The 12,273-nt window shown below is 59.5% G+C and carries 10 protein-coding genes; 4 read left to right on the plus strand and 6 right to left on the minus strand.

Going from position 1 to position 12,273, the window contains the following annotated elements:
• Positions 1-31: 31 nt before the first annotated feature.
• Positions 32-1,486, minus strand: a complete 1,455-nt coding sequence (locus AACY18_RS12820) for a TrkH family potassium uptake protein (RefSeq protein ID WP_339465038.1) — start codon at positions 1,484-1,486, stop codon at positions 32-34.
• Between the two features lie 294 nt (positions 1,487-1,780).
• Between AACY18_RS12820 and AACY18_RS12825 the strand changes: the two genes are divergently transcribed.
• Entirely contained in the window at positions 1,781-3,076 is a 1,296-nt protein-coding gene (locus AACY18_RS12825) for a DUF2254 domain-containing protein (RefSeq protein WP_339465039.1), read from the plus strand.
• On the opposite strand, the gene AACY18_RS12830 is transcribed toward AACY18_RS12825, so the two are convergent.
• Complete coding sequence (locus AACY18_RS12830) at positions 3,070-4,392, minus strand: chloride channel protein (RefSeq protein WP_339465109.1); 1,323 nt, start codon at positions 4,390-4,392, stop codon at positions 3,070-3,072. The genes AACY18_RS12825 and AACY18_RS12830 overlap by 7 nt on opposite strands.
• A gap of 232 nt (positions 4,393-4,624) precedes the next feature.
• Between AACY18_RS12830 and AACY18_RS12835 the strand changes: the two genes are divergently transcribed.
• The 3 genes from AACY18_RS12835 (at position 4,625) to AACY18_RS12845 (ending at position 8,071) form a co-directional block, all read left to right on the plus strand.
• Positions 4,625-5,578, plus strand: coding sequence for a TAXI family TRAP transporter solute-binding subunit (locus AACY18_RS12835; RefSeq protein WP_339465040.1), 954 nt, complete (start codon positions 4,625-4,627; stop codon positions 5,576-5,578).
• A gap of 82 nt (positions 5,579-5,660) precedes the next feature.
• A complete protein-coding gene (locus tag AACY18_RS12840) occupies positions 5,661-7,688 on the plus strand; it encodes a TRAP transporter permease (protein WP_339465041.1) in 2,028 nt (675 codons plus the stop codon).
• Positions 7,685-8,071 carry a DUF1850 domain-containing protein gene (locus tag AACY18_RS12845; RefSeq protein WP_339465042.1) on the plus strand — a complete coding sequence of 129 codons (387 nt, stop codon included), beginning with the start codon at positions 7,685-7,687 and terminating at the stop codon, positions 8,069-8,071. Before AACY18_RS12840 ends, AACY18_RS12845 begins: the two co-directional genes overlap by 4 nt.
• Before the next feature lie 68 nt (positions 8,072-8,139).
• Here AACY18_RS12845 and arcC read toward each other — a convergent pair whose 3' ends face one another.
• The 4 genes from arcC to AACY18_RS12865 form a co-directional block, all read right to left on the minus strand.
• Positions 8,140-9,090, minus strand: coding sequence for a carbamate kinase (arcC, locus tag AACY18_RS12850; RefSeq protein WP_339465044.1), 951 nt, complete (start codon positions 9,088-9,090; stop codon positions 8,140-8,142).
• A 29-nt stretch (positions 9,091-9,119) separates the two neighbouring features.
• Positions 9,120-10,028 (minus strand): F0F1 ATP synthase subunit gamma, encoded by a 909-nt coding sequence (locus AACY18_RS12855; protein WP_339465046.1) that lies wholly within the window; start codon positions 10,026-10,028, stop codon positions 9,120-9,122.
• A complete protein-coding gene (locus AACY18_RS12860; protein WP_339465047.1) occupies positions 10,028-11,143 on the minus strand; it encodes a hypothetical protein in 1,116 nt (371 codons plus the stop codon). The genes AACY18_RS12855 and AACY18_RS12860 overlap by 1 nt, the downstream gene beginning before the upstream one ends.
• 71 nt (positions 11,144-11,214) lie before the next feature.
• Positions 11,215-11,979, minus strand: a complete 765-nt coding sequence (locus AACY18_RS12865) for a Crp/Fnr family transcriptional regulator (protein ID WP_339465048.1) — start codon at positions 11,977-11,979, stop codon at positions 11,215-11,217.
• Positions 11,980-12,273: the final 294 nt, after the last annotated feature.

The following is a 12,273-nucleotide window of genomic DNA, read 5'->3' on the forward strand; positions in this document are numbered from 1 at the left end:
GTCCCACCTTCGTGAGCCATGACATCGACGGTCAATATCTCCAGAACACCGGCGTTATGAGCACCAGCACCGTCAGGATTTCCAGCCGTCCGAGGAGCATTCCGATGGTCAATAGCCATTTGGCAGCGTCAGGCAAAGATTCGAAATTACCCGCCGGCCCAATGATCGTGCCAAGCCCAGGCCCGACGTTACACACTGCCGTCGCTGCGCCGCTCAGGGCTGTTGTCCAGTCAAGCCCGATAAGGGCCAGGCCCAAAGCGATGGCGGCAATGGTAATGGTGAAAAAAAACGAGAAGGTCAAAAGCGAACGCAAGATCTCCTCATCGATGGGGTGACCGTTGTACTTCTTTTGAATCACGGCACGAGGGTGAATCAGTTGTTTCAAGCTGCTGACCAGCAACGTGGCAGCCACTTGAAAACGGAAAATCTTCAGCCCGCCCGCCGTGGAGCCTGAACATCCGCCGACGAAGGTCAGGTAGAAAAAGAGCAGAACGGCGAAGCTGCCCCATAGGGTGTAATCACCCAATGCAACACCCGTGGTGGTGACGACCGAGGTCACATTGACAGCCACGATACGCAGGGCATTCCACCATCCGTAGTCGCTGTTAAAGCACAGCCAGGTCCCCACCGCCAGCCAGGTGACGATCAAGAATCCGATAAAACCGCGTACCTGATGATCCTTGAGCAGCGCACGTCGATGACCACGCAAGGTCGCGACATACAAGGTAAAGGGCAGACTGCCCAGAATCATGATCACCACCGCCACCCAGTGAATCGCGGGCTGCGTCCAATGCCCAAGTGAGGCGTCCGAGGTTGAGAATCCCCCGGTGGAGATCATCGACATGGCGTGGTTGATCGCTTCAAACGGCGTCATCCCGGCGATCCAGAGCGCAAGTGCGCCGGCCCCGGTAAGCCCCAGGTAAAGGAAGAGGATGTACTTGGCAGCCACATGAGAGCGCGGAGTGACCTTCTCCGACCAGTCCGAGGATTCAGTCTGGAAAAGACGCATGCCCCCCACTCGCAGCAGCGGAAGGATCGCCACGGCCATACCGATAAAGCCGATGCCGCCCAGCCACTGCAGCATCGAACGCCAGATCAACAAACCCGGCGAGGCCGTATCCAAGCCACTCAGAACGGTTGAGCCGGTGGTTGTGATACCGGACATGGTTTCAAAAAAAGCGTCGGTGTAACTGATGTGGCTGATAAAGACCATTGGCAACGCGGCGAAGGTACACACCACCACCCAACTGCCGGTCGTGAGCAAGTACATATCCCGGGGACGAAGTTGTGCCGTCTCCGGGCGCCCGCGCACGATCAGCAAAAGACCGCAGATGAAGGTAATCAGACTGGACCAGAGAAAGGCTGACAGATCGTCGCTGCGGTCATAGAGCACTAACGTCAGCATGGGGATGGCCATACTGACAGCCAGCGTGATAAGAAAAATACCCAAAATGAAGCCAATAAGCCGTATTGCCGCTATGGACATAGAACTAACCTGAAATATGAGTGCCGCGCGGTATCGGAGGCTCAGCCTCCGGGACCCGCCATTCTAAGTGCGATCAGCAGGATCACAATGCGTTGGCGTGATTCTCGCCGATTAAGGGGGGCGTCCACCTCAAAACTTTATTATCTCCCCGGTTTTATCCCAATATTGTGTGCTCAGGGCGACTGTTGGATGAACCATCCGTACCCATGGGAACTCAATCATGGGGCGTGATCTTGCGGTCTTTACTGACCGGAACCTGAAGATTGATCACACCACTATTCAAAGGTATGAAAAATGATCGCTCGCTGGCGCTGGCTGTTACAACAACTGACCAAACGGCTGTGGTTCAGAGCTAGCCTGTTTTCCTTACTGGGCGTGGCAACGGCGTTGCTCGCCGTTGTCTTCAAGGACTACATTCCCGCCTCACTGCCTGCACGTATTGGCGCCGACGCCGTCGACAAGATACTGGGCATCATCGCCTCAAGCATGCTGGCAGTGACCACCTTTTCTCTAAGCACGATGGTCACCGCATACGGTGCGGCCAGCAGCGGCGTCACGCCCCGCGCCACCACGCTGGTGATGGAAGACACCACAACACAAAATGCCCTCGCAACCTTCATCGGCTCATTTCTGTTCAGCCTCGTGGGGATCATCGCCTTGAGTACAGGGGCTTACGGCAGGCAAGGAAGGGTCTTGCTGTTTGCAGTGACGATTGCCGTCGTGATTCTGATTGTCTACACCCTGCTGCGCTGGATCGATCATCTTTCCAAGCTTGGACGGGTGGGCGAAACCATCGATCGTGTCGAACAGGCGACTATCGACGCAATAGACAATCGCGTGCAATGGCCTCACTTGGGCGGTGCGCCCTACCCTGACGTCACGAGCATTCCCTCCAGCGCCTATGCGCTGCAAAGTCAGCAAACCGGGTATGTGCAGCACATCGATGTGAACGCGTTGGGCGCCGTCGCCAAGGCTTGCGAGATACAGCTTTTTCTGGAGGTGCTTCCGGGGAGTTTTGTTCACCTTGGCATGCCGCTCGCCCGGATCGTGAGTTTGAACACTGAGCGCGTCGATGAGCAGCATGCCTGCAACGAGAAGATCCTCGCGGCCCTTACCATAGGCGTGCGGCGCACCTTTGAACACGACCCCCGGTTTGGGCTGTCGGTGCTGTCAGAGATCGCCTCACGGGCCCTGTCGCCAGCGGTCAACGATCCCGGCACGGCGATTGACGTGATTGGCCGCGGACTCAGAAGCTTTACTTGCTGGGGCACACCACAAGACCCCGTGGCCAAGGTCCATTCAGATTGCGAGCAGGTTTACCTGCGCGGTCTGGTGGTCGACGATCTGTTCGATGACTTTTTCGCGCCGATTGCCCGGGATGGGGCGGCCCTGCTTGAGGTCGATCTTCGGATGATGAAGACCCTTGTCAGCCTCGCGCAGATCAACCCGGTGTTGTTCAAAAGCGCCTGTACCCGGCACGCGATCCTATTACTCCAGCGGGCAGACCATGCACTCACGCTCAAGGAGGACAAAGAACGGCTGCGAGCATCGGCCGGGGAGCTATTGCACGAGAACGTTCCTGACTACTGATTGGCTTTGTCGACCGGCGGTTTCACCGTTGATGATTGCAGAAAGCCCCGTGCCAACTGCTGATACAACTCGGGGCCCATCCTTGTACTGACCGCTTTGGCAATCAGCGCGACCGCCATGAGACTGATCACCATCCCATGGCTGTCAATCATCTCCATAACGATGATGGCGGACGTGATGGGTGATTGCGTGACCGCCGCCAGGAAACCGACCATGCACAGCGCAATGATCGGCTGCGCAGCCAAGTGGAAGAATTCGGCAGCATTGGCCCCCACCGCTGCCCCTACCGCCAGGGATGGGGCAAAAATGCCGCCCGGGATACCGGAAAAATAAGTCACCACGGTCGCAAGAAAACGCGTGATCGGCGCGTGCCAGGGCAGGCCGACATCCGACGCAATGATCTGCGACGTCACCCCGTAACCACTGCCAAATGACATCCCGCCGCTGAGCCAGCCCAGTATTGCCACGATCAATCCACACGCACCGGCGAACCAGACCGGATGCATGCGGCGCCACTCCCAGACCACAAATCGATGATGCCGTTGCGGCCACAGGAGCATCCGGCTGAACAGCCCACCCAGTAGACCGCAGCCGATTCCGCTTGCCAGCACCGGCACCACAATACCCAGATTGATGCCCTGAACGTCGAAATGGCCGAAGTAGTTGTAATTGCCCTGCAAGGCGATAGCGACCATCCCTGACAGGATGATCGTGCTGAGCAATACCCCGCTGGTACGGGTTTCCAGCTTGCGCCCCAACTCCTCGACCGCAAAGGCGACACCGGCCAGAGGCGTATTGAACGCCGCCGCGATGCCTGCAGCGCCACCGGCCAGGATGAGATCCTCGGGACGGATGATTCGTGCATTGGGCAGGTAACGGTGAAAGAAGTGCATGATCGAGGCGGCAACCTGAACCGAAGGCCCCTCGCGCCCGGCAGAAAAACCACCGGTCAGTGCCAGGGTGCCGAGGCCTATCTTGGCGAACGCAATACGCAGCGATATCAGCTTGCCAAGGGGTTTGCCTTGATGAGCAAGACGTGTGGCCGCGATGACCTGGGGAATGCCGCTGCCTTGGGCGCCTTCAAAGAACCGCGTGGTCATCCATACCACGAGCATGCCGACCAGAGGCGTGTAAATGAACGGCAGCCAAGGGCGTTCGGCGGTCTGTTGGGCAAATTGCGTCAATGCCAGGTCGGCCAGTCGAGCAAACATCACCACCAGCAGGCCCGCGAGGGTGGCGGCGGCCCAGAGCGTCACTCGAGTGCGCCAACGGATCGAGGTAAAACGACGTCGTATCAGCAATAGCGGTTTGATCACCCGAGCGGATTCCCGTGGAAGTTCAAGAATGTGAAGCACCAAGATTAACCGGTTAGGGGGTGACCTCCAACCGCGGCGGCCCTGATCCACCAAAAAACCGCCAAACACGGCTAAGTCACGCCTCTCGCTCGCCAGGCGATTGCGATATTGACGATCAGTTGCCACTTCTGCGGCGCGATCAACTACAGTTGAGTCACTCTGCATAAAGCCATAAAAAGACGGAGAGTTTCCCATGCCAGTAAAAAACCGCCTCACCCTCCTGGTCGCCGCTGCAACCTTGGCAATAACGACCGCGACGCATGCTGCGCCGGTGTTCATCAACATACTGACGGGGGGAACCAGCGGGGTGTATTACCCGATTGGTGTCGGTCTGTCGCAGATCTACAGTGACGGCATTCCAGATGTAAAGACGTCGGTGCAGGCCACCAAGGCGTCAGTGGAGAACCTGAACTTGCTGCAGGCCGGTCGAGGCGAGTTGGCCTTGGCACTGGGTGACTCCGTGGCCGATGCAAAAAACGGCGTTGAAGATGCAGGCTTCAAAGCGCCGCTGAGCAAATTGCGCGCAATTGCCGGGGCATACCCCAACTACATTCAAATCGTGGCCAGCAAAGAGTCCGGAATCAAGACGCTTGCAGACCTCAAAGGCAAGTCCATCTCGGTCGGGGCGCCGAAGTCGGGCACCGAACTCAACGCCCGGGCGATCTTCAAGGCGGCGGGTCTGACCTACGAAGACATGGGCAAGGTGCAATACCTGCCCTTTGCCGAATCGGTCGAACTGATCAAGAACCGGCAACTGGATGCCACGTTGCAGTCCTCCGGTTTGGGCATGGCGGCCATTCGCGACCTGTCCTCGGTAATGCCATTGAACTATGTTGCGATCCCTACTGACGTTGTCGCCAAAATCGGCAATCCGGCGTATCAGAGTGCAATGATCCCGGCCAATACCTATGACGGGCAGCCTGAGGCGGTGCCCACTGTTGCGATCACCAATATCCTCGTCACCCGCGCGGATGTACCCGACGAACTGGCCTATCAGATGACAAAGCTGCTGTTCGAAAACCTCACCCGTCTGGGGAACTCTCATTCGGCGGCCAAAGACATCACGCTTGAAAGCGCCGCCAAGAACCTGCCCATTGCCCTGCATCCAGGCGCCGAGCGCTACTACAAGGAAAAAGGCGCGTTGTAACGGCTTAGAGGCGCAGCGTCCGCCCATTGTCGCTGCGCCCATTGTTCGCCCTTGTTCAATGCAGTCATGAGGCAGGCAACTAATGAGTGATGATCATCACGGCATCTCCACGAATCCGCGAGAGTGGCCGAAAACCCTGTTTTACGTAGCCTTGCTGTTCTCGATCTTTCAGATCGTCACCGCCGCATTTGCACCGATCTCAAGCCAGGTCTTGCGCGCCGTACACGTAGGTTTCCTGCTGTGGGTGGTTTTTCTGAGCTACCCCGCTTATGGCAAGGACCGTCCATGGCAGCCGCTGGCCTGGATACTCAGCCTGGCCGCCATTGCTACGGCCATCTATCAGTGGGTGTTTGAGGCTGACCTGATTCAGCGCTCCGGGGATCTGACGCTCACTGACACGGTGACGGGCATTGTGTTGATCGTGCTGGTGTTCGAAGCCGCACGGCGAGTGATGGGGATTGCCCTGCCGATCATTTGCGGCCTGTTCCTGGCCTACGGTCTGTTCGGCGAATATCTACCGGGAGAGTTGGCGCATCGCGGCTACGGTTTCGATCAGATCATCAACCAGCTCTCTTTCGGCACCGAAGGGCTGTACGGCACTCCGACCTATGTCTCGGCAACCTACATCTTTCTGTTCATCCTGTTCGGCGCGTTCCTTGAACAGGCGGGCATGATCAAACTGTTCACCGACTTCGCCATGGGCCTGTTCGGCCACAAGGTGGGCGGCCCGGCCAAAGTTGCGGTCGCGTCGTCGGCGCTGATGGGCACCATCACGGGCTCAGGGATTGCCAACGTCGTGACCACGGGGCAATTCACCATTCCGTTGATGAAACGCTTTGGATACCGGCCCGCGTTTGCTGCCGGCGTTGAAGCGACCTCCAGCATGGGTAGCCAACTGATGCCGCCGGTGATGGGCGCTGTCGCCTTCATCATGGCCGAAACCATCAACGTGCCGTTCGTGGAAATAGCCAAGGCGGCGTTGATTCCTGCCACCCTCTACTTCGGCTCGGTGTTCTGGATGGTTCATCTGGAGGCCAAACGCTCCAATCTCATGGGCCTGCCCAAGGATCAATGTCCCAGCGCACTGGGCGCCGTCAAGGAGAAATGGTACCTGCTGATCCCGCTGCTGGTTCTGGTCTATCTGCTGTTTTCCGGGCGCACGCCGTTGTTCTCCGGCATGGTCGGACTGGCCCTGACCGCCATCGTGATTCTCGGCTCGGCCATCATTCTCAGGGTGCAGAGTTTCGGCCTGCGCTGCGCCTTCTGGATCGCGCTCGGGATTCTGTGTACCGGTTTCTTCCAGTTGGGGATTGGTGTGATCTTTGCGGTCGTTGCGGTGCTGGTGTTGATTTGTGCGTTCATCAAAGGGGGGCACGACACACTGACCATCTGCCTGCACGCGCTGGTCGAAGGCGCGCGCCATGCCGTTCCGGTGGGCATTGCCTGTGCACTGGTGGGCATCATTATCGGTGTGGTGTCACTGACCGGTGTGGCCTCTACGTTTGCAGGCTACATATTGGCCATTGGCCGAGACAACCTGCTGCTGTCGCTGATACTGACAATGATCACCTGCCTGGTGCTGGGCATGGGCATTCCGACCATTCCCAACTACATCATCACCAGCTCGATCGCGGCCCCTGCCCTGCTGGAATTGGGTGTGCCGCTGATCGTGTCGCATATGTTCGTGTTCTATTTCGGCATCCTCGCCGACCTGACACCCCCTGTCGCCCTTGCCTGCTTTGCTGCGGCACCGATTGCCAAAGAGTCCGGTTTCAAGATCAGCCTCTGGGCGGTGCGAATCGCGTTGGCCGGATTTGTCATTCCATTCATGGCGGTCTACAACCCGGCGCTCATGCTGCAAGGCGATAATTTGTGGATGACCGCCTACATGGTGATCAAATCGGTATTGGCGGTCGGACTCTGGGGAATGGCCTCCACCGGTTATCTACAACGAAAAATGCCCGCATGGGAGCGCTTATTGTGCGTGGCGGCTGGAGGCTTGCTGGTGGTGGCATTGCCGTTGACCGATGAACTGGGCTTCGCCCTTGGGGCCGCCGTGATCCTTCAGCACATCTGGCGTTCCCGCCAGGCCAGGATAGCCCGCGCATGATCGGTTTGTGTCTGGGCCTCACAGGGGCGGTGTGGGCTCAGCTACCGATTTCGCACTTCACGCTGGCGTGGAATCACACCATCGAAAAGATTCGCTGGGAGGAAGATTACCGCGTCACTGCCCAAGGCCTTGTGCTGGAAGAGGCTCGGGTGCGCGGTAACGGCGCGGGCATGGAAATTCCCGAGGGTGCCCGACTGGACAATGGCAGTTGGCACTACCGCCGCACACTGGCGCCTATGCAGCCACTGAGTCTGGGGCGCACCCCCGAGGCTGGCGACTACCAGTTGTGCTTCAACGGCCAGTGCCAGCCAATGAGCCAATGGGTTGGTATGCCGACTTCCAGCCAGCCGTCCATTGAGATGTGGGCCTGCGAGGCGGGCTGAATGAATTCCCGTTCCGGTTGACAGTCCAGCCAGAGGCTCCGGACCTGTCAGCGTGTCAGCGCCCCCATTCAGGACCTCAACGGGCCACCGCCATCAGTGCTTTTCGCAAGGGCCACTTGAGTGCCCGCATGGCCGGCGATCATTTCTTCGATCTGCTCGAGCGAACCGATGACAGCGCGATGCCCCGTGGCGAGTACAAAGCTTCGCGCCGCCTCGACCTTCGGCCCCATCGAACCCTCAGGGAACGGGTACTGGGCAAGTTCCTGCGGTGTGACGTTGCCGAGCGCGCGCTGCGTGGGCAAACCCCAGTCGAGATAGACCGCCGACACGTCAGTGGCGATGACCAGCAAGTCGGCTTCAAGGTCGCGGGCGAGCAGGCTGGTGCACTGATCCTTGTCGATCACCGCTGACACGCCGTGCAGTTTCTTGTCGCCCTTCTCCCCCGTGGCCGCCACCGGAATGCCGCCACCACCGGCGGCAATGACCAGTGCGCCATGTTCCAGCAGCCAGCGGATCGATTGCAGCCCGAGCACTCGCAAGGGCGCTGGTGATGCAACGACGCGCCGAAACGCATCACCGTCCCTGGCCATCACCCAGCCCTTTTGCGAGGCGATACGCGCAGACTCGGCCTGGTTGTACATCGGTCCTATCGGCTTGCTGGGATGGCTGAACGCAGGATCGTGCGGATCGACCTCTACGCGTGTGATCAGTGTGGTTACCGTGCGCGTTTGCGGCAGCAGGTTGGCCAATTCCTGCTCCAGTAGATAGCCCAGCATGCCGTCGGTCTGCGCGCCCAACACATCCAGCGGATAGGCTTGCACTTTTTCATAGGCCGCCGCCTGAAGCGCCAGCAACCCCACCTGAGGACCATTGCCATGCGTCAGCACCAGATCGTGATGCGCGGCCACGCGCGCCAGTTGTGCGGCTGCACCGCGAATGTTCTCCAACTGATTTTCTGCCGTCGGCGGTTGGTCGCGCCGCAACAGTGCATTTCCGCCCAAGGCGACCACGACTTTCATGATTCGGTTTCCTGTTCACAGTTGTCTGTTCAGTGCTGAGGGCCAGAATCTGCACTCGGCAGCAAGGCGTCGAAGCCAGAAATCACGTCGAACAGCTCTTCGTCGATGCCGGCCTGGCGTAAACGGTGGTAGTTGGCGTTCAGCGCTTGCAGAAGTTCGCCGATGTTGCGATCGGCGCGCTGCATGGCGGCGAGACGACTGGCGTTCTCGCTGGCCAACGACTCGGCGCTGGCTCGAAACAAAGACACGAACAGGTGCTCGCGAATGAACGCGCGCAGCGTCTGCGCATTGGCGCTCAGCACTTCGGGCCGTTGCGCCGTGGGCCAGGGCTGGTGTGCCAAGTCCCGCTGCCAATGTCCGTCCAGAGGCAGCAATCGCTGGCTCACGGGCGTGTAGCCAGCGCCATTGGGTCGGTTATAGAAAAGAATCAGCGTGGTGTTGTGCGGTTCAACTTCGCTGCCGGCCATGGGGATTCTTTGCAGAATCTGGCCGACCAGTCGCGTGATTTGCTCGACCGATCCCGGAACGACAAAGGTGCCTTCGAGTTCTCGGCCCGCATCAAGCAATCGCTCATGCACGCGTTCGCCCACGGCCCAGAGCTTTGTCGCCGGGGATGCCGACTGGCCCAAGGCATAGTCGACCACCGCCTCGTTGAACCGCCCCACCAATCCCTGATCCGACCCGAATACCAACGCGTGCACCACGATGTCTTCGGCGCGCGCTGCCGATAACCGTGGAGGCGGCCCACTGGAATCGACCGAGCGCAAACACACCCCCAATCCCAGTTCGACCGTGCGCGCGTAATCGGCCAAGGCCGCCACTGAGCGCTCGTACTGCCCGATCGCCGAGGCTGCCGACGCTTTCATGACACGGACCACGGACTTCAGGTCCCCTGCGCTGCTGATCTGGCGACGCAGTGCGGTGATGGTGGCAGCCATCAGGCTTGGCCGGTGTCGGTCACGACACCATCCTTGGGTGCAACCGTGTTTGGCTGCGCTGGCGCCAGGAACGCGGCAAGGACCTGGCGCGCCACCTCGGTGACCTGCTCGCGATCGGCGTCGGTCAGTTTACCGGCGGCTGTCAGTCGTTGGCTCACGTCTTCGGGCAGCCCATCAGCGGCTTTCTCCACGGCTTGCTGCGCGGCAAGCATGCTGTCGAGGGGCACCGGGTCGAACAGCGCGGCATTTAACGCCAGCAAAATGGCAATCTGTGCAGGCACCGTCACCGGCGAGAATTCGGCCTGAGCCAGACAGGCGCGGATACGCTTGCCGTGGACGATGGACTGTCGCGTGTCTTCGTCCAGTCGGGCGCCGAAGCGCGCAAAGGTTTCCAGTTCTTCGAACTGCGCGTAGGCAAGCTTGAGGTCGCCCGCCACCGCACGATACGCCGCGCGCTGCGCCTTGCCGCCCACCCGCGAGACAGACTGCCCGACATCGATGGCCGGCAGCACGCCCAGTTCGAACAGCGATGGCGACAGCACAATCTGCCCGTCGGTGATGGAAATCAGATTGGTCGGGATATAAGCCGAAATATTCTGTGCTTCGGTTTCAATGATGGGCAGTGCGGTCATCGAACCGCCTCCGCGCTCCTCATTGAGGTGCGTGGCGCGTTCCAGCATGCGCGAATGGATGTAGAAAATATCCCCCGGAAACGCCTCGCGGCCCGGAGGACGACGCAGCAGCAGCGACAGTTCGCGATAGGCGCGGGCGTGGTGGGTGAGGTCATCGTAGACAATCAGCACGTCACGACCAGACTCCATGAAGTACTCGGCGATGCTGGTGGCCGCGTAAGGCGCAATGTAGGCCAGCCCCGGCGCCTCGTTACCTTCGGCCACCACGACAACGGTGTAGGCCAGCGCCCCTTTCTCACGCAGGTTGGCCACCGCTTTGGCCACTGCCGACGCGCGCTGGCCGATGGCGCAGTAAACGCACAAAACGTTTTTGTCACGCTGGTTGAAAATGGTGTCGATCGCGGTCTTGCCGGTCTGGCGGTCGCCCAGAATCAGTTCGCGCTGGCCACGCCCGATGGGGATCAGCGCATCGTCTCCCGTCAAACCTTGCTCCATCATCACTCGCGCGCTCACTGGCCGCTGTGCGGTAGCGAACACAGGAGGCCGTCACAGCATCAGTGGACATGCGCCGTGAGTGCATGACAGACAGGCCTGCGCAAGTGCTCTGGCTGGGCGCAAGGCAGAAGTCGGTCGGTTTCATGCTTAACGACGGCGTAACACTCGCAACTCAATTCCTCGAGTTGGGGGCGGTCGAGCACGGTGATCAGCCCTCGGCAGTACTCGATCACACCAAGCTTCTGCAACTTGCGGGCGGCCTCGGTAATGCCTTCACGCCGCACACCGAGCATGTTGCCAATGAGCTCTTGAGTCATGACGAGTTGGTTACCCGGCAGGCGATCCAGCGACAACAACAGCCAACGGCACAGGCGCTGGTCGATTGAGTGATGACGATTACAGACCGCCGTCTGCGCCATTTGCGTGATCAACGCCTGGGTGTAACGCAGCATCAGACGCAACATTTCGCCGTGACGATTGAACTCGTCCTTGAGCAGTTGCCCTCTGAGCCGGAACGCGTAGCCGGCGCTCTGCACGACCGCCCGGCTTGAGGTGCTCTCGCCGCCCATGAACAAGGCGACACCGATCAGCCCTTCATTACCCACCACCGAAATATCAGCCGCCGCGCCGTTTTCCATGACGTAGAGCAATGAAATGATGGAGTCGGTCGGGAAATAGACGTAGCGCAAAACGTCTCCGGACTCGTAAAGGACTTTGCCCAGCGGGAATGACACCAGCTCCAGTTGAGGCAGCAGGCGATGCCGAATCTCGACCGGCAGCGCGGCAAGCAAATGATTTTGCTGAGGGTTTGGTAACTCGGACATGTCAGTCGCCTTTTGTTCAGAGCCAGATAAGCCTGCCTGTCTGTCTCTATCAAAATGGATGGGGCCATGGCTGCGCCTGTGAGGGCCGGCAACCACTGCCAGGCATTCGGCAAAAACGCCAAAGCGCCCGCCCTGGCTTTGCATTGCGATGACTTCAATCTAGGCGTCTGAAGGGTTGATGAGTAGCCTCGGAAACTACCTATACGCACCGTATCTCGAGTGCCTGGGCAGCCACCAAGGTGATTGGCAAAAGGTTCGGAAACTACTCAGGGGCAATTGCAGGTCTTGGCGCGC

Origin of the sequence: Pseudomonas sp. EA_65y_Pfl2_P74 (assembly GCF_963970575.1) — a bacterium.
GTDB classification, from domain to species: Bacteria; Pseudomonadota; Gammaproteobacteria; order Pseudomonadales; family Pseudomonadaceae; genus Aquipseudomonas; species Aquipseudomonas baetica_A.